The organism is Enterobacter sp. JBIWA003 (genome assembly GCF_019968825.1).
Classification (GTDB): Bacteria; Pseudomonadota; Gammaproteobacteria; order Enterobacterales; family Enterobacteriaceae; genus Enterobacter; species Enterobacter quasiroggenkampii.
On sequence record NZ_CP074170.1, the window covers coordinates 1,442,651 to 1,465,365 of the forward strand.

Annotated in this window: 23 protein-coding genes and 5 tRNA genes; 18 read left to right on the forward strand and 10 right to left on the reverse strand. The window is 55.4% G+C overall.

Going from position 1 to position 22,715, the window contains the following annotated elements; genetic code table 11:
- Positions 1-3 precede the first annotated feature (3 nt).
- From tolR to pnuC, 12 genes are all read left to right on the forward strand, one after another.
- Positions 4-432, forward strand: a complete 429-nt coding sequence (gene tolR / locus KGP25_RS06850) for a colicin uptake protein TolR (protein ID WP_003858589.1) — start codon at positions 4-6, stop codon at positions 430-432.
- A 28-nt stretch (positions 433-460) separates the two neighbouring features.
- On the forward strand, positions 461-1,729 hold the full coding sequence (tolA, locus tag KGP25_RS06855) for a cell envelope integrity protein TolA (protein WP_008501102.1): 1,269 nt from the start codon (positions 461-463) through the stop codon (positions 1,727-1,729).
- 134 nt (positions 1,730-1,863) lie between these two features.
- Positions 1,864-3,156: a Tol-Pal system beta propeller repeat protein TolB gene (tolB, locus tag KGP25_RS06860; RefSeq protein WP_008501103.1), complete on the forward strand. Its 1,293-nt coding sequence runs from the start codon at positions 1,864-1,866 to the stop codon at positions 3,154-3,156.
- A 35-nt stretch (positions 3,157-3,191) separates the two neighbouring features.
- A complete protein-coding gene (gene pal / locus KGP25_RS06865) occupies positions 3,192-3,713 on the forward strand; it encodes a peptidoglycan-associated lipoprotein Pal (RefSeq protein ID WP_003858578.1) in 522 nt (173 codons plus the stop codon).
- Between the two features lie 9 nt (positions 3,714-3,722).
- Complete coding sequence (gene cpoB, locus KGP25_RS06870; protein WP_021241013.1) at positions 3,723-4,520, forward strand: cell division protein CpoB; 798 nt, start codon at positions 3,723-3,725, stop codon at positions 4,518-4,520.
- Between the two features lie 161 nt (positions 4,521-4,681).
- A tRNA-Lys gene (locus KGP25_RS06875) sits at positions 4,682-4,757 on the forward strand.
- A gap of 27 nt (positions 4,758-4,784) precedes the next feature.
- Positions 4,785-4,860, forward strand: a tRNA-Val gene (locus tag KGP25_RS06880).
- Positions 4,861-4,863: 3 nt separating this feature from the next.
- Positions 4,864-4,939, forward strand: a tRNA-Lys gene (locus KGP25_RS06885).
- 46 nt (positions 4,940-4,985) lie between these two features.
- Positions 4,986-5,061: transfer RNA gene (locus tag KGP25_RS06890), tRNA-Lys, on the forward strand.
- Positions 5,062-5,085: 24 nt separating this feature from the next.
- A tRNA-Lys gene (locus KGP25_RS06895) sits at positions 5,086-5,161 on the forward strand.
- Between the two features lie 191 nt (positions 5,162-5,352).
- Positions 5,353-6,396 carry a quinolinate synthase NadA gene (nadA, locus tag KGP25_RS06900; protein WP_008501105.1) on the forward strand — a complete coding sequence of 348 codons (1,044 nt, stop codon included), beginning with the start codon at positions 5,353-5,355 and terminating at the stop codon, positions 6,394-6,396.
- A 22-nt stretch (positions 6,397-6,418) separates the two neighbouring features.
- A complete protein-coding gene (gene pnuC, locus KGP25_RS06905; RefSeq protein WP_024908791.1) occupies positions 6,419-7,138 on the forward strand; it encodes a nicotinamide riboside transporter PnuC in 720 nt (239 codons plus the stop codon).
- On the opposite strand, the gene zitB is transcribed toward pnuC, so the two are convergent.
- Both zitB and KGP25_RS06915 read right to left on the reverse strand, forming a co-directional pair.
- Positions 7,135-8,073 (reverse strand): CDF family zinc transporter ZitB, encoded by a 939-nt coding sequence (gene zitB, locus KGP25_RS06910; protein WP_048026976.1) that lies wholly within the window; start codon positions 8,071-8,073, stop codon positions 7,135-7,137. The two genes, pnuC and zitB, sit on opposite strands and share 4 nt — an antisense overlap.
- Positions 8,074-8,178: 105 nt before the next feature.
- A complete protein-coding gene (locus KGP25_RS06915; protein ID WP_069719594.1) occupies positions 8,179-8,559 on the reverse strand; it encodes a protein YbgS in 381 nt (126 codons plus the stop codon).
- A gap of 303 nt (positions 8,560-8,862) precedes the next feature.
- Here KGP25_RS06915 and aroG point away from each other — a divergent pair, with 303 nt between their 5' ends.
- Positions 8,863-9,915 (forward strand): 3-deoxy-7-phosphoheptulonate synthase AroG, encoded by a 1,053-nt coding sequence (gene aroG, locus KGP25_RS06920; protein WP_008501110.1) that lies wholly within the window; start codon positions 8,863-8,865, stop codon positions 9,913-9,915.
- Between the two features lie 60 nt (positions 9,916-9,975).
- Here aroG and gpmA read toward each other — a convergent pair whose 3' ends face one another.
- The 7 genes from gpmA to modE all read right to left on the reverse strand — a co-directional run bounded on the left by gpmA (position 9,976) and on the right by modE (position 17,723).
- The gene (gene gpmA, locus KGP25_RS06925) at positions 9,976-10,728 is read right to left on the reverse strand and encodes a 2,3-diphosphoglycerate-dependent phosphoglycerate mutase (protein WP_008501111.1); all 753 of its coding nucleotides are present in this window, start codon (positions 10,726-10,728) and stop codon (positions 9,976-9,978) included.
- 206 nt (positions 10,729-10,934) lie between these two features.
- Positions 10,935-11,975 (reverse strand): galactose-1-epimerase, encoded by a 1,041-nt coding sequence (gene galM, locus KGP25_RS06930; RefSeq protein ID WP_048026977.1) that lies wholly within the window; start codon positions 11,973-11,975, stop codon positions 10,935-10,937.
- Positions 11,969-13,117: a galactokinase gene (galK, locus tag KGP25_RS06935; protein WP_021241009.1), complete on the reverse strand. Its 1,149-nt coding sequence runs from the start codon at positions 13,115-13,117 to the stop codon at positions 11,969-11,971. Before galK ends, galM begins: the two co-directional genes overlap by 7 nt.
- A gap of 3 nt (positions 13,118-13,120) precedes the next feature.
- Positions 13,121-14,167, reverse strand: a complete 1,047-nt coding sequence (gene galT / locus KGP25_RS06940; protein ID WP_223540159.1) for a galactose-1-phosphate uridylyltransferase — start codon at positions 14,165-14,167, stop codon at positions 13,121-13,123.
- A gap of 9 nt (positions 14,168-14,176) precedes the next feature.
- The gene (gene galE / locus KGP25_RS06945) at positions 14,177-15,193 is read right to left on the reverse strand and encodes a UDP-glucose 4-epimerase GalE (RefSeq protein WP_048026980.1); all 1,017 of its coding nucleotides are present in this window, start codon (positions 15,191-15,193) and stop codon (positions 14,177-14,179) included.
- Positions 15,194-15,394: 201 nt separating this feature from the next.
- Positions 15,395-16,867, reverse strand: a complete 1,473-nt coding sequence (gene modF, locus KGP25_RS06950; protein ID WP_223540160.1) for a molybdate ABC transporter ATP-binding protein ModF — start codon at positions 16,865-16,867, stop codon at positions 15,395-15,397.
- A gap of 67 nt (positions 16,868-16,934) precedes the next feature.
- A complete protein-coding gene (gene modE, locus KGP25_RS06955) occupies positions 16,935-17,723 on the reverse strand; it encodes a molybdenum-dependent transcriptional regulator (protein WP_223540161.1) in 789 nt (262 codons plus the stop codon).
- Between the two features lie 127 nt (positions 17,724-17,850).
- Between modE and KGP25_RS06960 the strand changes: the two genes are divergently transcribed.
- The 4 genes from KGP25_RS06960 to modC all read left to right on the forward strand — a co-directional run bounded on the left by KGP25_RS06960 (position 17,851) and on the right by modC (position 20,702).
- Positions 17,851-18,000: an AcrZ family multidrug efflux pump-associated protein gene (locus tag KGP25_RS06960; RefSeq protein WP_008501118.1), complete on the forward strand. Its 150-nt coding sequence runs from the start codon at positions 17,851-17,853 to the stop codon at positions 17,998-18,000.
- A 178-nt stretch (positions 18,001-18,178) separates the two neighbouring features.
- The gene (gene modA / locus KGP25_RS06965; protein ID WP_048026983.1) at positions 18,179-18,952 is read left to right on the forward strand and encodes a molybdate ABC transporter substrate-binding protein; all 774 of its coding nucleotides are present in this window, start codon (positions 18,179-18,181) and stop codon (positions 18,950-18,952) included.
- The gene (gene modB, locus KGP25_RS06970; protein WP_045909470.1) at positions 18,952-19,641 is read left to right on the forward strand and encodes a molybdate ABC transporter permease subunit; all 690 of its coding nucleotides are present in this window, start codon (positions 18,952-18,954) and stop codon (positions 19,639-19,641) included. Before modA ends, modB begins: the two co-directional genes overlap by 1 nt.
- Positions 19,642-19,643: 2 nt before the next feature.
- A complete protein-coding gene (gene modC / locus KGP25_RS06975) occupies positions 19,644-20,702 on the forward strand; it encodes a molybdenum ABC transporter ATP-binding protein ModC (protein ID WP_196364856.1) in 1,059 nt (352 codons plus the stop codon).
- On the opposite strand, the gene KGP25_RS06980 is transcribed toward modC, so the two are convergent.
- Positions 20,703-21,521, reverse strand: a complete 819-nt coding sequence (locus tag KGP25_RS06980) for a pyridoxal phosphatase (protein WP_047073877.1) — start codon at positions 21,519-21,521, stop codon at positions 20,703-20,705.
- A 140-nt stretch (positions 21,522-21,661) separates the two neighbouring features.
- On the opposite strand from KGP25_RS06980, the gene pgl reads away from it, so the two are divergent.
- On the forward strand, positions 21,662-22,657 hold the full coding sequence (gene pgl, locus KGP25_RS06985) for a 6-phosphogluconolactonase (RefSeq protein ID WP_045909472.1): 996 nt from the start codon (positions 21,662-21,664) through the stop codon (positions 22,655-22,657).
- The last annotated feature ends 58 nt before the right edge of the window (positions 22,658-22,715 follow it).

Sequence of the window (22,715 nt, forward strand, 5' to 3'; positions counted from 1 at the left end):
ACCATGGCCAGATCGCGTGGACGAGGTCGTCGCGAGCTCAAGTCCGAAATCAATATCGTTCCACTGCTGGACGTCCTGCTGGTACTGCTGCTGATCTTCATGGCAACAGCGCCAATCATTACCCAGAGCGTGGAAGTGGATCTGCCGGATGCGACAGAATCACAGGCGGTGAGCACCAATGACGATCCTCCGGTTATCATTGAGGTTTCCGGCGTAGGGCAATACAGCGTCGTGGTAGAGAAGGATCGTATGGATCAGCTGCCACCTGAGCAGGTTATTGCCGAAGCGCAGCGTCGCCTGGAGTCAAATCCGAAAACGGTCTTCTTAATCGGTGGCGCGAAAGACGTACCCTACGATGAAATTATTAAAGCGCTGAACTTGCTACATAGTGCGGGTGTTAAGTCAGTTGGCTTAATGACCCAACCTATTTGATCATCCGCGTAGTTTTTGGGAACCGATAGTGTCAAAGGCAACCGAACAGAACGACAAGCTTAAGCGAGCGATAATCGTCTCCGCAGTGCTGCACGTTATTCTTTTTGCAGCGCTGATCTGGAGTTCGTTCGACGAGCATATTGATGCATCAGCCGGCGGCGGTGGAGGGTCTTCCATTGACGCCGTGATGGTGGATCCCGGTGCGGTAGTACAGAACTATAATCGCCAACAACAGCAGAAGGCGAGTGCAAAACGGGCTGAAGAGCAGCGTGAAAAACAGGCGCAACAGCAAGCGGAAGAACTGCGTGAAAAGCAGGCCGCAGAGCAGGAGCGTCTGAAGCAGCTTGAGAAAGAACGTTTGCAGGCGCAGGAAGCCGCGAAAGCGCAGGCAGAACAGCAGAAACAAGCCGAAGAGGCCGCGAAAAAAGCACAGGAACAGCAAAAGCAGGCGGAAGAGGCGGCAGCAAAAGCCGCAGCGGACGCGAAAGCACAGGCTGATGCCCAGGCGAAATTAGCGGCAGAAGCGGCGAAGAAAGCGGCTGCTGATGCCCAGAAGAAAGCGGAAGCCGAAGCCGCGAAGAAAGCCGCCGCTGATGCTCAGAAGAAAGCGGAAGCCGAAGCCGCTAAGAAAGCCGCAGCTGATGCTCAGAAGAAAGCAGAAGCGGAAGCCGCGAAGAAGGCCGCTCAGGAAGCAGAGAAGAAAGCTGCTGCCGAGGCAGCGAAGAAAGCGGCTGCTGCCGAGAAAGCAGCAGCAGAAAAAGCCGCGGCAGAAAAAGCGGCAGCCGCCGAAAAAGCCGCTGCTGACAAAAAAGCTGCAGCTGAGAAGGCCGCTGCCGATAAGAAAGCAGCAGCTGAAAAAGCGGCTGCTAAAAAGGCTGCCGCCGCTGAAAAAGCCGCTGCTGCCGCAGGGGTTGACGATCTGCTGGGCGATTTGAGCTCCGGTAAGAATGCGCCGAAAACGGGCGGTGGGGCGAAAGGAAACAACGCAGCGCCGACCGGAAGTGGTAACACTAAGAGTAACGGTGCGACAGGGGCTGAAATCAACGGTTATGCCGCGCAGATTAAATCCGCTATTGAAAGCCGATTCTATGATGCGTCTTCCTATACCGGTAAAACGTGTACGTTACGTATAAAACTGGCTCCGGATGGCATGCTGCTGGATATTAAGTCTGAAGGTGGCGACCCGGCTTTATGTACTGCGGCCCTGGCTGCAGCGCGTCAGGCGAAGATGCCTAAACCGCCTTCGCAGGCAGTCTACGAAGTCTTCAAAAATGCGCCGCTGGACTTCAAACCTTAAGTTACATTTTCCCCGTGCAAACGGGGAAAAATAGACCAGGTTTAGTCACAGGGTTCGGGTAGTTTTGTCTATTTGAGTTTGTTAACATTCTGCTAAATTATCGTGGGTAAGGTTACCCGGATAAGGGAGATATGATGAAGCAGGCATTACGTGTAGCATTTAGTTTTTTAATGCTGTGGGCAGCAGTACTGCACGCAGAAGTACGTATCGAGATCACCCAGGGGGTGGACTCGGCACGCCCAATCGGTGTTGTTCCGTTCCAGTGGGCCGGTCCTGGCGCTGCACCTGAAGATGCCGGTGGCATCGTGGCGGCTGATCTGCGTAACAGCGGTAAATTCAACCCGTTAGATCGTTCTCGTCTGCCTCAGCAGCCGGGTAGCGCGCAGGAAGTTCAGCCTGCAGCATGGTCTGCACTGGGTATTGATGCCGTGGTTGTGGGTCAGGTTACCCCTAATCCAGACGGTTCTTACAACGTGGCCTGGCAGCTGGTGGATACCGGCGGTGCACCAGGTACCGTTCTGGCCCAGAACTCTTACAAGGTCACTAAGCAGTACCTGCGCTACGCGGCACACGCTGCCAGCGATGCGGTATTTGAAAAACTGACCGGCATTAAAGGTGCGTTCCGTACCCGTATCGCGTACGTGGTGCAGACCAACGGTGGTCAATTCCCGTATGAGCTGCGCGTATCTGATTACGATGGCTACAACCAGTTCCTGGTGAAACGCTCTTCGCAGCCACTGATGTCTCCAGCCTGGTCTCCGGACGGTTCTAAGCTGGCGTATGTCACCTTCGAAAGCGGCCGTTCTGCGCTGGTTATCCAGACGCTGGCAAACGGTGCGGTTCGTCAGGTGGCGTCTTTCCCACGTCACAACGGTGCGCCTTCGTTCTCTCCAGATGGCTCTAAACTGGCGTTTGCGTTGTCTAAAACCGGTAGCCTGAACCTGTACGTGATGGACATTGGCTCTGGCCAGATCCGTCAGGTGACCGATGGTCGCAGCAACAACACCGAACCTTCATGGTTCCCGGACAGTCAAAACCTGGCGTTTACCTCTGACCAGGCCGGCCGTCCACAAATCTATAAAGTCAACATCAACGGCGGTGCTCCGCAGCGTATTACCTGGGAAGGTTCACAGAACCAGAACTCAGACGTGAGCAGCGACGGTAAATTTATGGTAATGGTCAGCTCTAACGGTGGGCAGCAGCACATTGCCAAACAAGATCTGGTAGCGGGTGGCGTTCAAGTTCTGTCGTCAACGTTCCTGGATGAAACGCCAAGTCTGGCACCTAACGGCACGATGGTAATCTACAGCTCTTCTCAGGGGATGGGATCTGTGCTGAATCTGGTTTCTACAGATGGGCGTTTCAAAGCGCGTATTCCGGCTACTGATGGACAGGTAAAATCACCTGCCTGGTCGCCGTATCTGTAAATAATAATTAATTGATTACTAAAGGAATCATAGAAATGCAACTGAACAAAGTGCTGAAGGGGCTGATGATCGCTCTGCCTGTAATGGCAATCGCAGCGTGTTCTTCTAACAAGAACGCCAGCAATGACCAGAGCGGCGAAGGCATGATGGGTGCCGGCACCGGTATGGACGCGAACGGCAATGGCAACATGTCTTCTGAAGAGCAGGCGCGTCTTCAGATGCAGCAGCTGCAGCAGAACAACATCGTTTACTTCGATCTGGATAAATACGACATCCGTTCTGACTTCGCTGCGATGCTGGATGCGCACGCTAACTTCCTGCGTAGCAACCCATCTTACAAAGTCACCGTAGAAGGTCACGCGGACGAACGTGGTACTCCAGAGTACAACATCTCCCTGGGTGAACGTCGTGCTAACGCTGTTAAAATGTACCTGCAGGGTAAAGGCGTTTCTGCTGACCAGATCTCCATCGTTTCTTACGGTAAAGAAAAACCTGCAGTACTGGGTCACGACGAAGCGGCTTACTCCAAAAACCGTCGTGCCGTACTGGTTTACTAAGAGAATTGCATGAGCAGTAACTTCAGACATCATCTGTTGAGTCTGTCGTTACTGGTTGGAATAGCGGCCCCCTGGGCCGCTTTTGCTCAGGCACCAATCAGTAGTGTCGGCTCAGGCTCGGTAGAAGACCGGGTCACTCAACTCGAGCGTATTTCTAACGCTCACAGCCAGCTTTTAACCCAACTCCAGCAACAACTTTCCGATAACCAGAATGATATTGACTCTCTCCGTGGTCAGATTCAGGAAAGCCAGTATCAGCTTAACCAGGTTGTGGAACGTCAGAAGCAAATCTTGTTGCAGATCGATAGCCTGAGCAGTGGTGGTGGTGCAGCAGCACAGCCAGCCGCAGGCGATCAGAGCGGTGCGGCGACGTCTACGCCAGCGCCATCTGCTGATACGTCAGCCTCAACAGGCGCGCCTGTACAGAGCGGTGACGCGAATACGGACTACAATGCGGCCATTGCCCTGGTACAGGATCAATCTCGTCAGGATGACGCGATTGCTGCGTTTCAGAGCTTTGTTAAGAAATACCCTGATTCCACTTATCAGCCAAATGCCAATTACTGGCTCGGTCAGTTGAATTACAACAAGGGTAAAAAGGACGATGCGGCGTTTTATTTTGCCTCCGTGGTGAAAAATTACCCAAAATCGCCGAAAGCGCCCGATGCGATGTATAAGGTTGGCGTGATCATGCAGGACAAAGGCGACACCGCGAAAGCCAAAGCGGTTTATCAGCAGGTGGTTGCAAAATTCCCGGGTACCGAAGGTGCTAAGCAGGCGCAAAAACGTCTGAATTCGATGGGATGATTATCGCATGACCAGAAATCGCGTTATTTCTGGTCGTGCAGCATGATTACTAAGCAGTTAAGTGATCTTCATCGAAATTTTTGTTGCGCAGAATTCTTAAATCAGTAATATATGCCGCCGTTGCCACGGGATATCAAACAACGTGAAAGCAGCATAAAAGTGGGTCGTTAGCTCAGTTGGTAGAGCAGTTGACTTTTAATCAATTGGTCGCAGGTTCGAATCCTGCACGACCCACCACTTAACGCAGTTTCGGCAGTACAGAGTGGGTGATTAGCTCAGTTGGTAGAGCATCTCCTTTACACGGAGGGGGTCGGCGGTTCGAGCCCGTCATCACCCACCACTCGGGTCGTTAGCTCAGTTGGTAGAGCAGTTGACTTTTAATCAATTGGTCGCAGGTTCGAATCCTGCACGACCCACCACTTTAAAGTGGTACCGAGTAAAAATCTTCGAAGTCAGCACCCGAATGGGTCGTTAGCTCAGTTGGTAGAGCAGTTGACTTTTAATCAATTGGTCGCAGGTTCGAATCCTGCACGACCCACCACTTCGAAGAAAAAAATCCCGCAAGGGGTCGTTAGCTCAGTTGGTAGAGCAGTTGACTTTTAATCAATTGGTCGCAGGTTCGAATCCTGCACGACCCACCAGTGTAGAAAGGCGCCCTAAAGGCGCCTTTTTGCTATCTGCGGTACAACAAATGCTCCGCCCATCTATTCCCGGTGACTTTTCACGCCAGATTCGCTATCTTGTTTAGTATACAAAACACAATTGCCACGCGTTTTGCTATGTCAGGCAAATGAAAGGCAATATTGTTAAGCCCGTAAAACGAGAAGCCATAATGAGTGTGATGTTTGATCCTGAAGCCGCAATCTATCCGTTTCCGCCAAAGCCTGTCCCGCTGAGCCAGGATGAAAAGCAATTCTACCGCGAGAAGATCAAACGTCTTCTTAAAGAGCGCGATGCGGTAATGGTGGCCCATTACTACACCGACCCGGAAATTCAGCAGCTGGCGGAAGAGACCGGCGGCTGCATTTCTGACTCACTGGAGATGGCGCGCTTCGGTGCACGACATCCCGCTTCCACGCTGCTGGTTGCCGGCGTGCGTTTTATGGGCGAGACGGCAAAGATTCTGAGCCCGGAAAAAACCATTCTGATGCCCACGCTTAACGCGGAGTGTTCCCTGGATCTGGGCTGTCCGATTGACGAATTCACGGCCTTCTGTGACGCTCATCCTGACCGGACCGTGGTGGTCTACGCTAACACCTCTGCGGCGGTAAAAGCGCGGGCTGACTGGGTGGTCACGTCGAGCATCGCCGTTGAGCTGATTGAACATCTGGACAGCCTGGGGGAAAAAATTATCTGGGCGCCTGATCGTCATCTCGGCAATTATGTTCAGAAGCAGACGGGGGCTGATGTCCTTTGCTGGCAGGGTGCCTGCATTGTGCACGATGAATTCAAAACTCAGGCGCTGGCGCGCATGAAGGCGCTTTATCCTGACGCCGCCATTCTTGTTCACCCCGAGTCACCGCAGTCAATTGTCGACATGGCGGATGCCGTGGGCTCAACCAGCCAGCTTATCAACGCGGCCAGGACGTTGCCTCACAAGCAGCTCATTGTCGCGACCGATCGCGGTATCTTCTATAAGATGCAGCAGGCCGTGCCGGAGAAAGAGCTTCTTGAAGCACCAACGGCGGGCGAGGGCGCAACGTGCCGCAGCTGCGCGCATTGTCCCTGGATGGCGATGAATGGCCTGAAAGCGATTGCCGAAGGGTTAGAAACCGGTGGTGCGGCGCATGAAATCCATGTGGATGCCGCCCTGCGTGAAGGCGCGTTAATTCCGCTTAACCGCATGCTGGATTTTGCGGCTACACTACGTACTTAATTCAACTCGCCCCGGGGAAAAGATGGATTTTTTTAGCACACATAACATTCTGGTTCATATACCGATTGGTGCAGGTGGCTATGACCTGTCATGGATTGAGGCCGTAGGTACGCTGGCGGGCTTATTGTGTATCTGGTTGGCAAGCCTTGAGAAGATCAGTAACTACGCGTTCGGGCTGATTAACGTCACGCTGTTTGCGATTATCTTCTTCCAGATCCAGCTGTACGCCAGCCTGCTTTTGCAGCTGTTCTTCTTTGCCGCCAATATTTACGGCTGGTATGCCTGGTCGCGTCAGAACAGCCAGCAGGAGGCCGAGCTGCAGATCCGTTGGCTGCCCCTGCCGAAAGCCATCGCCTGGTTCGTCGCCTGCGTGGTGGCCATTGGCTTAATGACCGTTTACATCAACCCGGTGTTTGCCTTCCTGACCCGCGTTGCCGTTTCAGTCATGTCCGGCATCGGCCTGAACGTAACGATGCCAGAACTCCAGCCGGATGCTTTCCCGTTCTGGGATTCCTGCATGATGGTGCTGTCGATTGCGGCAATGATTCTGATGACCCGTAAATACGTTGAGAACTGGCTGCTGTGGGTCATCATCAATGTGATCAGCGTGGCGATCTTCGCCCTGCAGGGCGTCTATGCCATGTCGCTGGAATATCTGCTGCTGACCTTCATCGCACTGAACGGCAGCCGAATGTGGATTAACAGTGCGCGTGAGCGAGGCTCTCACGCGCTTTCCAGCTAGTGGTCATGATGATGTGAATGACCGGACTGCGCCTCGTTAAGGTGGCAGTCCGGTCCGCTACAGGGCTGATACTCCATCTGAACGGTAGCGTGGCTAATGTCGTAGTGGTGCTCCAGGAAGTGCTGAATGCGATCGAGCAGCGCATCGTGGTCGTGAGGTGGGATCACCTGGACGTGCAGCGTCATGACCGGTTTCTCTCCTACCAGCCAGACGTGCACGTGATGGACATTACGGACTTCCGGGACAGTACGGCGCAGGTTACGCTTCAGCTCATCAATGTCCATGGATGCTGGCGCCCCTTCAAGCAGTTCGTTCACGCTCTCCTTCAGCAGCCGCCAGGCGCTACGCAAGACCAGACACGACACCAGTACGGACAGAATCGGATCGACAGGCGTCCAGCCGGTATAGAGGATCACCAGCGCGGCGACAATCGCCCCGACTGAACCGAGCAAATCCCCCAGCACATGCAGTGCCGCCGCGCGCACGTTGAGGTTCTTTTCCCCGCTCCCGCGGTGCAGGATCCAGAAGGCCAGAATATTCGCCAGCAACCCTGCCACGGCAATGACCATCATTGTCGCCCCGGCGATCGGCTGTGGATGCCGAAAGCGCTGTATGGCTTCCCAGACGATAAGCACGGTAATGACCACCAGCGCAATGGCGTTAACAAACGCGGCCAGGGTGGTCAGCCTCAGCCAGCCGAAGGTGTGGCGCGCATTCGGTGGGCGGCGCGCAAACTGCACGGCCAGCAGGGCGAAGAGCAGGGCGGCGGCATCGGTCAGCATATGTCCGGCATCGGCCAAAAGCGCCAGAGAGCCGGAAACCAGGCCGCCAATGACCTCGATAATCATAAACGTTGCCGTGACGCCAAAGGCCAGCATCAGTCGTTTAGCGTTGTCGTTGCCGGGTGCATGCGAGTGGGAATGGGAGTGCGCCATGTCTGCTTTCCTGAAGTGTTATTGTTTTTAGTGTAGCGTTTTTAATAGGTTACTCCAAAAAGAAAGGAGAGCCTGGGCTCTCCTTTTTCTGACGGTGCATACAAATTACTGTGTGGTACCATCCGTTTTGGTATTGGCGTCGTTACCCACTTTGTCGTTAGGGTCCGGGCATTTGCCGTCCTTACACATGGAGTTCTTGTGGACCTCGTCTGAACTCATATTGTCATGGTTCATGGTGCCGGAACCGCTACCGTCTGGATGCAGCATGGTGCCGCCCGTGTTGGTATTGCCGGTATTGATCTGGCCGTTGTCGACGTTATTCGGGGCAATATTCTGTTTTGCATCAGGTGCAGGCTGACCTGCCGCCGCAGCCGCATTCGCGTCACCGTTGCTCTCTGAGGTGCCCGTTTCGGCGGCCAGGACGCTGCCGCTTGCCAGGGTAAGGGTGGCGGTCAGGAAGAGGGTTGCCAGTTTTGTCATTTTCATCATGGTGCTCCTGTTCTTGTCGTTACGCTGGATAACATTCTCCAACAGTGCATCTTTTTTGAGGCGAAAGATTCCGCCTTACGGACTTACGTCAGTAGGGAATCGCGTTTAAGCGTTTAAAATTGGTTGTTACAGTTAAAAAGCTTAGGTTAGATCTCATTTTTCGCTATTTTGTGGCGATTTTTAGGCGAATTCCAGGAATTATCTGCGTGAAGTGTAAAACCGTGTTTACACTTCCTGGTCGACAAGATAGATTGAAAGGATTGCTTTCATTACTAAAGATATGGCAGAGCTGGAACGAAGATGAATTATCAGAACGACGATTTACGCATTAAAGAGATCAATGAGTTATTACCTCCTGTAGCACTCCTTGAGAAATTCCCCGCCACTGAAAATGCCGCAAACACGGTTTCTCATGCTCGTAAAGCGATCCATAAGATCCTGAAAGGTAATGACGATCGTCTTCTGGTGGTGATTGGCCCGTGCTCGATTCACGATCCTGCTGCCGCGAAAGAATACGCTGCCCGTTTGCTCACCCTGCGTGAAGAGCTGAAGGACGAGCTGGAAATCGTCATGCGCGTCTACTTTGAAAAACCGCGTACGACCGTGGGCTGGAAAGGGCTGATTAACGATCCGCACATGGATAACAGCTTCCAGATCAACGACGGTCTGCGCATTGCGCGCAAGCTGCTGCTGGAGATTAACGACAGCGGGCTGCCTGCGGCCGGTGAATTCCTGGACATGATTACGCCCCAGTATCTGGCAGACCTGATGAGCTGGGGGGCAATTGGTGCCCGCACTACTGAATCTCAGGTTCACCGCGAGCTGGCGTCCGGTCTCTCTTGTCCGGTGGGCTTCAAAAACGGCACTGACGGCACCATTAAGGTGGCTATCGACGCCATCAACGCAGCGGGCGCACCGCACTGCTTCCTGTCCGTGACCAAGTGGGGTCACTCTGCCATCGTTAACACCAGCGGTAACGGTGACTGCCATATCATTCTGCGCGGCGGCAAAGAGCCAAACTACAGCGCAAAACATGTGGCCGAAGTCAAAGTCGGGCTGGAAAAAGCCGGGCTGCCACCGCAGGTGATGATCGATTTCAGCCACGCCAACTCCAGCAAGCAGTTTAAAAAGCAGATGGAAGTGGGCGCAGATGTCTGTCAGCAGATTGCCGGCGGTGAGAAGGCGGTAATTGGGGTGATGATCGAAAGTCATCTGGTTGAAGGTAACCAGAACCTGGAAGGCAGCGAGCCGCTGGTGTACGGCAAGAGCGTGACCGATGCCTGTATCGGCTGGGACGATACCGACGCCATCCTGCGCCAGCTGGCTAACGCAGTAAAAGCGCGTCGCGGTTAATTCTGACGGCTCAAATAAAAAAGCGCGGATGGTTCCGCGCTTTTTTTATGGTCAGCGAAATTACTTCGCTTTACCCTGGTTCGCAACGGCCGCCGCTTTCGCTGCGATTTCGTCCGCATTACCCAGGTAGTAGTGTTTGATTGGCTTGAAGTTTTCGTCGAACTCATACACCAGCGGTACGCCAGTTGGGATGTTCAGTTCGAGAATTTCGTCTTCACCCATGTTGTCCAGGTATTTCACCAGCGCACGCAGGGAGTTACCGTGAGCCGCGATAATCACGCGCTCGCCGCTTTTCAGGCGTGGCAGAATGGTTTCGTTCCAGTAAGGCACAACGCGGTCGATGGTCAGCGCCAGGCTCTCGGTGGTTGGCAGCTCAGCGTCGGTCAGTTTTGCGTAACGCGGGTCGTGGCCTGGGTAGCGCTCGTCATCTTTGGTCAGCTCTGGTGGGGTGACCGCAAAGCCGCGACGCCACTGTTTAACCTGCTCGTCACCGTATTTCTCAGCGGTTTCCGCTTTGTTCAGGCCCTGCAGCGCACCGTAGTGACGCTCGTTCAGTTTCCAGGATTTCTCAACCGGCAGCCAGGCCTGGTCCAGTTCGTCCAGCACGTTCCACAGGGTGTGGATGGCACGTTTCAGCACAGAGGTGTAAGCAAAATCAAAGCTGAAGCCTTCTTCCTTCAGCAGTTTACCTGCTGCTTTTGCTTCGCTTACGCCTTTCTCGGACAGATCAACGTCGTACCAACCGGTAAAGCGGTTTTCGTTGTTCCACTGGCTTTCGCCGTGACGCACCAGAACCAGCTTAGTAATAGCCATCTCTTACTCCTCAAGCATTTTTAGAATGATAACAATTCTCATTATATTGCCGTGGCCGTGCCAGCAGCAACGCTTAACCCTAACCATAGCGAAAATAGTCTCTGAGTGTAAGATGCTTGTGAATCCAGGGTTATGATTTTGTCTGCGATCGGCGCTATTTTCAGCAAGGCGCGCAGAAAAAAGCCCTCCAGAGGGAGGGCTGAATATTAATGTGGAATAAAATGATATTCCGTCACGCTAACATACTCTTCACCCGGACGGAGCACGCAGTCTGGCTGCGGCCATTCCGGATGATTCGGGCTGTCCGGTAGGAACTCGCTCTCCAGCGCCAGGCCTTGCCAGTCGCTGTACTCTTCGTGTTCGCGCGCCGTTGTGCCGCCGAGATAGTTACCTGAGTAAAACTGCAGGGCAGGGGCAGTGGTATAAACCGTCATCTGCAGCTTCTCATCCGCAGACCAGACCTGTGCGGCAGGTTGTTTCACATCACCTTTGGCCTGCAGCAGGAACGCGTGGTCGTAACCTTTCACCTTGCGCTGATCGTCATCGCTCAGGAAATCCTGGGCGATCGTTTTCGCGCGGCGGAAATCAAAGCTGGTCCCGCTCACGTCTTTGAGCCCCTGATACGGAATGCCCATTTCGTCAACCGGCAGATACGCATCCGCCAGGATCTGCAGCTTGTGCTCACGCACGTCGCACTGGTTGCCGTCCAGATTAAAGTACGCGTGATTGGTCAGGTTGACCGGACACGGCTTGTCGACCGTCGCACGGTATTCGATGGCGATACGGTTGTCGTCGGTCAGCGTAAAGCGCGCGGAGGCAATAAGGTTACCCGGGAAGCCCTGATCGCCATCCTGCGAATCCAGCGAGAACAGCACTTCGCCGTCGTTTTGCCGAACAATTTTCCAGCGGCGTTTATCAAAGCCTTCCGGGCCGCCGTGCAGCTGGTTTTCACCCTGGCTTGGAAGCAGGGTGTACTGTACGCCGTCGAGCTCAAAGCGGCTCTTCGCGATGCGGTTAGCATAGCGTCCTACGGATGCGCCCAGATAGGCGGACTGATTAACATACTGCTCGGGCGATGCGCAGCCGAGCAGGGTTTCGCGCACGCTGCCGTCCGGCATCGGTACGCGGGCTGAAAGCAGGGTTGCACCCCAGTCCATAAGCGTAACCACCATCCCCGCGCGGTTGCGCAGGGTTAACAGGCGATACGGCAGACCATCCGGTGCGAGGGTAGGTGTTTCGTTTAGCACTGTCCGGCTCCTTGTGATGCTTTGCAAACATAGAAGGTTTCTTTGATACCTGTTTTCGCTTCGTACTGCTTCGCCACGGCGTCCTGTACGGCAGGGACCAGCTCTTCCGGGACCAGCGCAACGATGCAGCCGCCAAAACCGCCGCCCGTCATGCGTACGCCGCCTTTGTCGCCAATGACCGCTTTGACGATCTCCACCAGGGTGTCGATTTGCGGAACGGTAATCTCGAAATCATCGCGCATGGAGGCGTGAGATTCTGCCATCAGCTCACCCATGCGTTTCAGGTCACCTTTCGCCAGCGCGGAGGCGGCTTCAACGGTACGGGCATTTTCCGTCAGCACGTGACGAACGCGTTTGGCGACAATCGGATCCAGCTCGTGCGCCACTTTGTTAAATTCATTGAGCGTCACGTCGCGCAGGGCGGGCTGCTGGAAGAAGCGGGCGCCGGTTTCGCACTGCTCGCGGCGGGTGTTGTACTCGCTGCCCACCAGCGTGCGCTTAAAGTTGCTGTTGACGATCACGACAGCCGCGCCTTTTGGCAGGGGAACGGCTTTGGTGCCAAGCGAGCGGCAGTCGATCAGCAGCGCGTGTTCTTTTTTGCCCAGCGCGGAGATTAGCTGGTCCATGATGCCGCAGTTGCAACCCACGAACTGGTTTTCCGCTTCCTGACCGTTCAGGGCGATTTGTGCGCCATCCAGCGGTAAATGATAGAGCTGCTGGAACACGGTGCCGACGGCGACCTCCAGAGACGCAGAGGAGCTTAAGCCCGCCCCCTGCGGCACGTTGCCGCTGATGACCAAATCGGCGCCGCCGAAGTTTTTATTACGCTTCTGCAGATGCTTCACCACGCCGCGCACGTAGTTAGACCACTGCTGGCTGTCGTGCGTCACAATCGGGGCATCGAGGGAAAACGCGTCCGTCTCATTCCCGTAATCCGCCGCAATCACGCGAACCTGGCGGTCGTCGCGCTTCGCGCAGCTGATGACCGTCTGGTAATCGATGGCACACGGCAGCACAAAACCGTCGTTATAGTCAGTGTGTTCACCGATCAGGTTAACGCGACCAGGCGCCTGAATTACGTGGGTGGCAGGGTAGCCAAATTTCTCAGCAAACAGGGATTGTGTTTTATCTTTCAGACTCATTTTTTAAACTCCTGATTCGCGATAGTGGACGTCGCTAACGGCACGCAGACGTTCTGCCGCCTGTTCCGCCGTCAGATCACGCTGGGTTTCCGCCAGCATTTCGTAGCCCACCATAAATTTACGTACCGTCGCAGAGCGCAGCAGCGGCGGATAGAAATGGGCATGCAGCTGCCAGTGCGGATTCTCTTCCCCGTTAAACGGTGCGCCGTGCCAGCCCATGGAGTATGGGAAGGAGCACTGGAACAGGTTGTCATAACGGCTGGTCAGTTTTTTCAGCGCCAGGGCAAGGTCGTCGCGCTGCGCGTCGCTGAGTTCGGTGATGCGCTGCACGTGTGCTTTCGGCAGCAGCAGCGTCTCAAACGGCCAGGCGGCCCAGTAAGGGACGACGGCCAGCCAGTGTTCGGTTTCCACCACGGTACGGCTGCCGTCTGCCTGCTCACGCTGCGCGTAATCCACCAGCATCGGCGAGCCGTTTTCCGCGTAATACGCTTTTTGCAGACGGTCTTCACGCTCGGCTTCGTTAGGCAGGAAGCTGTTCGCCCAGACCTGGCCATGCGGATGCGGGTTGGAGCAGCCCATTGCCGCACCTTTATTTTCAAACACCTGCACCCATGGGTAAGTTTGACCCAGCTCGGCAGTTTGCGCCTGCCAGGTGCTGACCACCTCTTTCAGTGCCTCAACGCTCAGCTCCGGCAGCGTTTTGCTGTGATCGGGAGAGAAGCAGATCACGCGGCTGGTACCGCGCGCGCTTTCACAGCGCATCAGCGGATCGTGGCTTTCCGGCGCGTCCGGCGTGTCGGTCATCAGGGCGGCAAAATCGTTGGTAAACACGAAGGTGCCTTTGTAGTCCGGGTTTTTATCCCCGGTCACGCGCGTGTTGCCCGGACAGAGGAAGCAGTCCGGGTCGTGCTGCGGCAAGGTCAGTTTTGCAGGCGTCTCCTGCGCCCCCTGCCAGGGGCGCTTGGCGCGATGCGGAGAAACTAAAATCCATTGCCCGCTTAACGGGTTAAAGCGACGATGCGGATGATCGACGGGATTAAATTGCGTCATGACGGATCCTTAGTCCGGATAGCCTTGCGGGTGGCGTGACTGCCAGTGCCAGGTATCCTGTGCCATTTCATCAAGCGTGCGCGTAACACGCCAGTTAAGCTCTTTGTCGGCTTTGGTGGCGTCGGCCCAGTAAGCAGGCAGATCGCCCTCACGACGCGGTGCGAAGTGGTAGTTCACCGGCTTGCCGCAGGCTTTGCTGAAGGCATTGACCACGTCCAACACGCTGCTGCCGACCCCGGCGCCGAGGTTGTAAATATGCACGCCAGGTTTATCCGCCAGCTGCTGCATGGCGGCAACGTGGCCATCTGCCAGATCCATCACGTGGATATAGTCGCGCACGCCAGTGCCATCTTCGGTGGGGTAGTCATTGCCAAAAATCGCCAGCGAATCGCGACGACCGACGGCAACCTGCGCGATATACGGCATCAGGTTGTTCGGAATGCCCTGCGGATCTTCACCCATATCGCCAGACGGATGGGCACCGACCGGATTGAAGTAGCGCAGCAGCGCGATGCTCCATTCCGGCTGGGCTTTTTGCAGGTCGGTCAGGATCTGCTCCACCATCAGCTTGCTTTTGCCGTACGGGCTCTGCGGCGTCCCGGTCGGGAAGCTTTCAACGTAAGGAATTTTGGGCTGATCGCCATAGACGGTGGCGGAAGAACTAAAGATGAAGTTTTTGACGTTGGCCGCACGCATGGCGGAGATGAGACGCAGGGTACCGTTGACGTTGTTGTCGTAATACTCGAGCGGTTTTGCAACGGACTCCCCGACGGCTTTCAGACCCGCGAAGTGGATCACCGCTTCAATGGCGTGGTCGTGAAGGATCTCGGTCATCAACGCTTCGTTGCGGATGTCGCCTTCCACGAAAGTCGGTTGTTTACCGCCAAGACGTTCAATCACAGGCAGCACGCTGCGCTTACTGTTGCACAGGTTGTCGAGAATGATGACGTCATGGCCGTTTTGCAGCAGCTGCACGCAGGTATGACTACCGATGTAACCGCTACCACCTGTTACCAGAACTCGCATATTTCGCTCCATTGGGCTTATGGTATGTAATAACCATAGCATAACAGAGACGCAAAAAGTGTGACATGGGATAAAATAGTGGAATCGTTTACACTGTTTTTAAAATCCGATTTTCAGCTGCCATGAGGCATTGTAGATCAACGGGATAGCAATGTATTAGTGCAGGTTATCTGAAAAACGGAGGGCGGTGCCCTCCGGGGGTCAATCGATTTTGCTTTGCAGATAACGATAGTGCTCGCCATCCGGAACAAACTCCAGGCGATGCGTGATGCAGGAGGGGGCATCTTCGGCATGATGTGAAACAAACAGCAGCTGCGTTTCACCTTCGCTAATCAGCACGTCCACAAAGCGGCGGATAAGCTGTCGGTTCAACGGGTCGAGTCCCTGCAGCGGTTCGTCGAGGATCAGCAGCGTAGGGTGTTTCACCAGCGCGCGAACGATCAGTGCCAGACGCTGTTGCCCCCACGACAGGCTATGAAACGGCGCGTCAGCGACCCGGTTGTCCATGCCCAGGATATCCAGCCACTGCTGGGCCAGCTTGTGCTGTTTGTCCGACACCGCCTGATAAATACCGATGGAATCAAAATAGCCGGAGAGGATCACGTTGCGTACCGTGGTACTGACCCGGTAATCCAGATGCAGGCTGCTGCTGACATAGCCGATATGTTTTTTAATATCCCAGATGGTTTCGCCGCTGCCGCGACGCCGACCGAACAGCGTCAGATCGTTGCTATAGCCCTGCGGGTGATCGCCGGTGATCAGGCTCAGCAGCGTGGATTTCCCCGCGCCGTTGGGGCCGACAATCTGCCAGTGCTCGCCCGGATTGACCGTCCAGCTGAGGCGGTTAAGGATCGGGCGATCGTCATAAGCGACCATCCCGTCACGCAGCACGATGCGCGGCTGGTGGGGGTCAAGCGCATGGCGGGCCGAAGGGGCGTCAGGTTCCGGAAGGGTAATACCGTCGAGCTGTTCGCTGTGGGCGAGCTGGGCAATCAGCGCCTGCTTAAGCAGCGCGGTTTTTTCGCCGGTCTCGGTCAGGTTACAGTCGGCCAGGACGCCCGCGTGCTGGATAAAGTCCGGAATTTCATCGAAGCGGTTAAGCACCAGCACGAGGGTATATCCCTGCTGATTAAGCGATGCCAGCAGGGACGCCAGCTGCGCCCGGGACTGCACGTCAAGACCGTCGAACGGTTCGTCCAGAATAAGCAGTTCAGGTTGGCTCATCAGCGCCTGACAAAGCAGCGTTTTTCGCGTCTCGCCGGTCGAAAGGTATTTAAAGCGCCGGTCCAGCAGAGGGGAGATACCGAACTGTTCTGCCAGGTGCTCACAGCGGGCGGGGTCTTTCACCTCATCCTGTATAATTTCTGCGGTCGTACGGCCGGTATCGTCTTCACCAGGGCTGAGCAAATCGGTGTTGTTGCGCTGCCACTCGTCGCTGACCAGCTTTTGCAGTTGTTCAAACGACAGGCGCGTCAGGCGCGTAAAGTCGCTCTGGTATTCGCCCTTGAGGAGGTTGAGCTCTCCCGCCAGCCCACGGGCCAGCGCAGATTTACCGCTGCCGTTGGTGCCGACAAACGCCCAGCTTTCACCCGCGCGTAGTGTCAAATCAGCAATCGTCAGCGTTCGGGTATCGCTAAGACGAAACGTGCCTTGCGAAATATGCAATGATGACATGATTTATCCCTGTTTTTGCAGCAATAGATATCAGGGATACGCACTGTCGGTACGATTGTCAATGCGCTCAGCACAAAGTGGCGATAATCACCCGGTCCGCGTTGAAATACGCGGTGACGATAGCACCTTCTTCTAAGTCGTCCGACTCGCTGAGCGGTAGGGTCGCGCAAAGCGGCTGCCCATCTGCCAGGGTCATCAGCACTTCGCACTGCGCCTGGCCGCGTTCGATGTGGCTGATTGTGCCCTGCAGCTGGTTATCTGCTGCCTTTGCCGCATCGGGATCGCGCGTGATAGTGACCCACGGCGCCTTCAGCAACACCAGCACCTCTTTCCCTTCATCCAGTTCAAGACGTTCCGCGCTTTGCGCCGTTATGGCGGCCTTCAGACGGGTGGTGCCATCGGCAAGCAGGATCTCAATATGCTGCTGTATCTGCAGATTGTCGCGCGCCGTCACCGTACCAAACCACTGGTTGCGGGCGCTGGTTTGTAGCGAGAAACGGGAAATGGCGGCCAGCAGACTGTCCAGCGGAACGTGATCGTCATCGCTTAACACATCGAACGCCTTTTGCTGAATCTGGGCCAGCAGATCGTAAAGCTGAATAAGACGCTGGCCATAACGCGTCACGATTGCACCGCCGCCGCCTTTGCCGCCCGTGGCTCTGTCCACCAGCGGCTGTTCGCTCAGGGTGTTCATGTCGTTGATGGCGTCCCAGGCACTTTTGTAGCTGATGCCCGCGTTTTTCGCCCCCTGGCTAATCGAGCCCGTTTGTTCTATTTGTTTAAGCAGGGCGATACGTCGCGGATCGGCGAAAAGCTTTTGCTGAAGTCGGAGTGTGAGAAGAATTTCGGCCTGCATAACAGTGTCCTGGCAAAAAGGGTATTGTGACCCAAATGGTGCAGGGCGCAAAGGGTACCGCACAAAAGGGGATGTTTTTCTCAGTTGAAAGGGTAGAATACGCTATTCACAATATCTGGAGAAAACCATGTTAGAGTTGTTGAAAAGTCTGGTATTCGCCGTGATCATGGTACCAGTAGTGATGGCCATCATCCTCGGTGCCATCTACGGCCTGGGTGAAGTGTTCAACGTCTTTTCGAACATTGGTCACAGAGACCAGGCTAAAAAGCAGCATTGATTCCCCCCAAAACGCCCGGCTTGCCCGGGCGTTTTGCTCTCAAGATTTTCCCGTTTTCGCCGATAATATTTAACGTATCACACCGGTTTACCTCTTCAGCGGTACGATTTAACGCTGGGATCTCCCTGATGTTACCGTTATATTAATGGGTATATAACGCTACTCACAGGAGTTAAAAATGGCACGTACCTGGGTACGCCTTTTCGCAGGGGCAACGCTGACGCTTTCACTTACCGGCCACGCGCTGGCGGACGACGGTAAAATCACGGTCTTTGCGGCGGCGTCGCTGACCAACGCGCTGCAGGATATCGCGGCGGCGTATAAAAAAGAGAAAAACGTCGAGGTGGTCTCCTCGTTTGCCTCTTCCTCGACGCTGGCGCGCCAGATAGAAGCGGGCGCACCGGCGGATCTGTTCATCTCGGCTGACCAGAAGTGGATGGATTACGCGGTGGAGAAGAAAGCGATTGATGCGGCAACCCGCGAAACGCTGCTGGGGAATAGCCTGGTTGTCGTGGCGCCAAAAGCCAGCGCTCAGGCTGACTTCACCATCAACAAAGAGACCCACTGGATAAGTCTGCTGAACGGCGGGCGTCTGGCGGTGGGCGATCCGGAGCACGTTCCGGCCGGGATCTACGCCAAAGAAGCGCTGCAAAAGCTGGGCGCGTGGGAGACATTGTCGCCGAAGCTGGCTCCGGCGGAAGATGTCCGCGGCGCGCTGGCGCTGGTGGAACGCAACGAAGCCCCGCTGGGCATTGTGTATGGCTCCGATGCCGTCGCCAGTAAGGGTGTGAAAGTGGTGGCAACGTTCCCGGAAGACTCCCACAAGAAAGTGGAATATCCTGTTGCGATTGTTGATGGACATAAAAATGCGACCGTGACGGCTTTCCGCGATTATCTGAAGGGGCCGGAAGCGTCCGCAATCTTTAAACGTTACGGATTTACGACTCACTGATGATATTGACCGATCCTGAATGGCAGGCTGTTCTGCTGAGCCTTAAAGTCTCTTCCCTGGCGGTTGCGCTGAGTTTGCCCTTTGGGATCTTCTTTGCCTGGTTACTGGTTCGCTGTCAGTTTCCCGGTAAAGCGCTGCTCGACAGCGTGCTTCATCTTCCGCTCGTGTTGCCGCCCGTGGTGGTCGGTTATCTGCTGCTGGTTTCGATGGGGCGGCGCGGTTTTATCGGCGAGAAGCTCTACGACTGGTTTGGGCTGACGTTCGCTTTTAGCTGGCGCGGTGCGGTACTGGCGGCAGCGGTAATGTCATTCCCGCTGATGGTGAGGGCGATCCGCCTCGCGCTGGAAGGCGTGGACATGAAGCTCGAACAGGCGGCGCGTACGCTGGGTGCCGGGCGCTGGCGCGTCTTTTTCACCATCACGCTTCCCCTGACGTTACCCGGCATTATTGTCGGGACGGTACTGGCCTTCGCCCGCTCGCTGGGCGAGTTTGGCGCGACGATCACCTTTGTCTCGAACATTCCCGGCGAGACGCGAACCATTCCATCGGCCATGTATACTCTGATTCAAACGCCGGGCGGAGAGGGCGCGGCGGCGCGGCTGTGTATCATCTCAATCGTATTAGCCCTGGTATCGCTGCTGGTGTCGGAATGGCTGGCGCGGCTCAGCCGTGAGCGGATGGGGAAATAAGCATGCTGGAACTGAATTTCACTCAGACGCTGGGAAACCATACCCTGACGCTTAACGAGACGCTGCCTGCAAGCGGTATCACCGCCATTTTCGGCGTGTCGGGGGCGGGAAAAACGTCGCTAATAAATGCCATCAGCGGCCTGACGCGCCCGCAGACAGGACGGATTGTATTGAATAACCGCGTTCTGAATGACGTGGAAAATAAGGTGTATCTGTCGCCGGATAAACGCCGCATCGGCTATGTTTTTCAGGACGCGCGCTTATTCCCACACTACAGCGTGCGCGGCAACCTGCGTTACGGCATGGCGAAAAGCATGGCCGGGCAGTTTGATAAGCTGGTGACGCTTTTAGGCATTGAGCCACTGCTCGACAGGCTGCCATCCTCGCTTTCCGGCGGAGAAAAACAGCGCGTGGCGATTGGCCGCGCGTTGCTGACCGCGCCCGAACTGCTGCTGCTCGACGAACCGCTGGCCTCGCTGGATATTCCGCGCAAACGTGAGCTCCTGCCCTACCTGCAGCGCCTGACGCGGGAAATTAATATTCCAATGCTCTACGTCAGCCATTCGCTGGATGAGATCCTGCATCTGGCCGACAAAGTGCTGGTGCTGGAAGAGGGCAGCGTCAAGGCCTTCGGCAACCTGGAAGAGGTGTGGGGCAGCAGCGTAATGCACCCGTGGTTACCCCGGGAACAGCAGAGCAGCATCCTGAAAGTGAGCGTGCTGGAACACCATCCGCACTACGCGATGACGGCGCTGGCGCTGGGCGATCAGCACCTGTGGGTCAATAAGATCGACAAGCCGTTGCAGTCCGCGCTGCGTATTCGTATTCAGGCATCTGACGTTTCGCTGGTGCTGCAGCCGCCGCTGCAAACCAGTATTCGAAATATCCTGCGCGCCAAAGTCGCGGAGTGTTTTGATGATAACGGCCAGGTGGAAGTGAAGCTCGAGGTGGGAAGCAGAACGCTCTGGGCACGCATCAGCCCGTGGGCCAGGGATGAGTTAGGAATCAAACCTGGCCTGTGGCTCTACGCGCAAATCAAGAGCGTCTCGATCACCGCCTGATTACAGCAGGTGGGTATAAATGTACTGCGCGATGCTGTCGGTGGTGTTGTCGCCAATCACCACGTTAGCGCGCGCTTTTACCGCGTCGTCGGCATTGCCCATCGCCACGCCCGTACCGACGGCTTCCAGCATGCTGATGTCGTTGTAGTTGTCGCCGAAGGCGATCGCGTCCTGCATTGACCAGCCCTGCGATTCCACATACTGCGTCAGACGCTTGCCTTTGCTGTTGCCTTTGCGGGCAATATCCACCTGATCGTGCCAGGACCATTCGCACTCCAGACCCAGCGTCTGTTCCACGTGTTTCGCGAAGGCATTCAGTTTGGTGGTGTCTTCATCCGTCAGGGCAAATTTCCAGATAGCCTCAACGTCCTGGGCTGCCTGACGCAGGGAAGATACCTGAGTAAAGACCGGACGCTGCGCTTCAGGCAGGGACAACGCCCAGTTGCTGGTGCGCACCACATGGCCGGTTGGGCGCTCGTACACCATCGCGTTATCCACGTACATCAGGCCGTGAATGGCATGCTCATCCAGCAGATCAATCAGTTGCAGCGCCTGGGGAACCGGCAGCGGGTCGGAGGCTAAAACCTTTTTTGCCTGATAATCATACAAATAAGTGCCATTACAACAAATTGCAGGTGTATCTAACGCCAGTGCCTGATAAAAAGGGTGAATGGCAACGTGATGTCGACCCGTTACGATAAGGAGTTGATATCCCGCTTCCTGTGCGCGTTTAAGCGCTTCCAGAGAAGAGGGGAGAAGGGTTTTTTGCGGCGTCAGTAAGGTACCGTCTAAATCCAGAGCAATCACACGCGAGGTCATTTGTTTTTCCGGGTTAATATTGAATTTACGTTTTGATGGGATGGTACACCGAGAGGCGAACGCTTCAAAACTCCTGTCGACAATTCAGCATTCACCGTTAAAAGTTAACTACTTTCATGCGCAGTGAGGAGTGAATATTCATGAAACAAACCGTTTATACCGCCAGTCCTGAAAGCCAGCAGATCCACGTCTGGCGTTTAAATACCGAAGGGACACTCACGCTGGTTCAGGTTGTTGATGTGCCAGGTCAGGTGCAACCGATGGTTATCAGCCCGGATAAACGTTTCTTGTACGTGGGTGTGCGCCCGGAGTTTCGCGTGCTGGCCTATCGCATCTCTCCGGACGACGGCGCGCTGACTTACACTGCCGAAGCCCCGTTGCCGGGCAGCCCAACCCATATCTCAACCGATCGTAAAGGCAACTTTGTCTTCAGCGGCTCTTATAACGCGGGTTGCGTCAGCGTAACCCGTCTTGAAGATGGCATTCCGGTCGAAACCGTGGATGTGGTGGAAGGGCTTGAAGGTTGCCACTCGGCGAATATCTCTCCGGATAACCGCACGCTGTGGGTGCCTGCGCTGAAGCAGGATCGTATCTGCCTGTTCACCCTGAGCGACGATGGTCACCTGGTGGCGCAGAATCCTGCTGAAGTCACGACGGTAGAAGGTGCAGGCCCGCGTCATATGGTCTTCCATCCGAACCAGCAGTACGCCTACGTGGTCAACGAACTGAACAGCTCTGTGGACGTATGGGAACTGAAAGATCCAAACGGTCAGATTGAGTGCGTGCAGACGCTGGACATGATGCCGTCTGATTTCTCCGACACCCGCTGGGCGGCAGATATCCACATTACGCCAGATGGCCGTCATCTGTACGCCTGTGACCGTACCTCCAGCCTGATTACCGTGTTTAGCGTTTCCGAAGACGGCAGCGTGCTGGCGGTTGAAGGCTTCCAGCCGACGGAAACTCAGCCGCGCGGCTTTAATATCGATCACAGCGGCAAATACCTGATTGCAGCGGGGCAGAAATCCCACCATATCGCGCTGTATGAAATTAAAGGCGAGCAGGGTCTGCTGGAAGAGAAAGGGCGCTACGCCGTAGGCCAGGGGCCGATGTGGGTGGTGGTTAACGCTCACTAAGCGGCTTAAAACAAAAAACCTCGCGAATGCGAGGTTTTTTTATGCCCGGTGGCACTGC

What these genes read in the sequence shown, in the direction of transcription:
- modB (WP_045909470.1), top strand. Translation starts at nt 18,952, where the DNA reads ATGATATTGACCGATCCTGAATGGCAGGCTGTTCTGCTGAGCCTTAAA.
- modC (WP_196364856.1), top strand. Translation starts at nt 19,644, where the DNA reads ATGCTGGAACTGAATTTCACTCAGACGCTGGGAAACCATACCCTGACG.
- nadA (WP_008501105.1), top strand. Translation starts at nt 5,353, where the DNA reads ATGAGTGTGATGTTTGATCCTGAAGCCGCAATCTATCCGTTTCCGCCA.
- tolR (WP_003858589.1), top strand. Translation starts at nt 4, where the DNA reads ATGGCCAGATCGCGTGGACGAGGTCGTCGCGAGCTCAAGTCCGAAATC.
- modA (WP_048026983.1), top strand. Translation starts at nt 18,179, where the DNA reads ATGGCACGTACCTGGGTACGCCTTTTCGCAGGGGCAACGCTGACGCTT.
- KGP25_RS06980 (WP_047073877.1), bottom strand. Translation starts at nt 21,521, where the DNA reads ATGACCTCGCGTGTGATTGCTCTGGATTTAGACGGTACCTTACTGACG.
- modE (WP_223540161.1), bottom strand. Translation starts at nt 17,723, where the DNA reads ATGCAGGCCGAAATTCTTCTCACACTCCGACTTCAGCAAAAGCTTTTC.
- zitB (WP_048026976.1), bottom strand. Translation starts at nt 8,073, where the DNA reads ATGGCGCACTCCCATTCCCACTCGCATGCACCCGGCAACGACAACGCT.
- galE (WP_048026980.1), bottom strand. Translation starts at nt 15,193, where the DNA reads ATGCGAGTTCTGGTAACAGGTGGTAGCGGTTACATCGGTAGTCATACC.
- modF (WP_223540160.1), bottom strand. Translation starts at nt 16,867, where the DNA reads ATGTCATCATTGCATATTTCGCAAGGCACGTTTCGTCTTAGCGATACC.
- galK (WP_021241009.1), bottom strand. Translation starts at nt 13,117, where the DNA reads ATGAGTCTGAAAGATAAAACACAATCCCTGTTTGCTGAGAAATTTGGC.
- tolB (WP_008501103.1), top strand. Translation starts at nt 1,864, where the DNA reads ATGAAGCAGGCATTACGTGTAGCATTTAGTTTTTTAATGCTGTGGGCA.
- gpmA (WP_008501111.1), bottom strand. Translation starts at nt 10,728, where the DNA reads ATGGCTATTACTAAGCTGGTTCTGGTGCGTCACGGCGAAAGCCAGTGG.
- galT (WP_223540159.1), bottom strand. Translation starts at nt 14,167, where the DNA reads ATGACGCAATTTAATCCCGTCGATCATCCGCATCGTCGCTTTAACCCG.
- pal (WP_003858578.1), top strand. Translation starts at nt 3,192, where the DNA reads ATGCAACTGAACAAAGTGCTGAAGGGGCTGATGATCGCTCTGCCTGTA.
- aroG (WP_008501110.1), top strand. Translation starts at nt 8,863, where the DNA reads ATGAATTATCAGAACGACGATTTACGCATTAAAGAGATCAATGAGTTA.
- pgl (WP_045909472.1), top strand. Translation starts at nt 21,662, where the DNA reads ATGAAACAAACCGTTTATACCGCCAGTCCTGAAAGCCAGCAGATCCAC.
- cpoB (WP_021241013.1), top strand. Translation starts at nt 3,723, where the DNA reads ATGAGCAGTAACTTCAGACATCATCTGTTGAGTCTGTCGTTACTGGTT.
- pnuC (WP_024908791.1), top strand. Translation starts at nt 6,419, where the DNA reads ATGGATTTTTTTAGCACACATAACATTCTGGTTCATATACCGATTGGT.
- KGP25_RS06915 (WP_069719594.1), bottom strand. Translation starts at nt 8,559, where the DNA reads ATGAAAATGACAAAACTGGCAACCCTCTTCCTGACCGCCACCCTTACC.
- KGP25_RS06960 (WP_008501118.1), top strand. Translation starts at nt 17,851, where the DNA reads ATGTTAGAGTTGTTGAAAAGTCTGGTATTCGCCGTGATCATGGTACCA.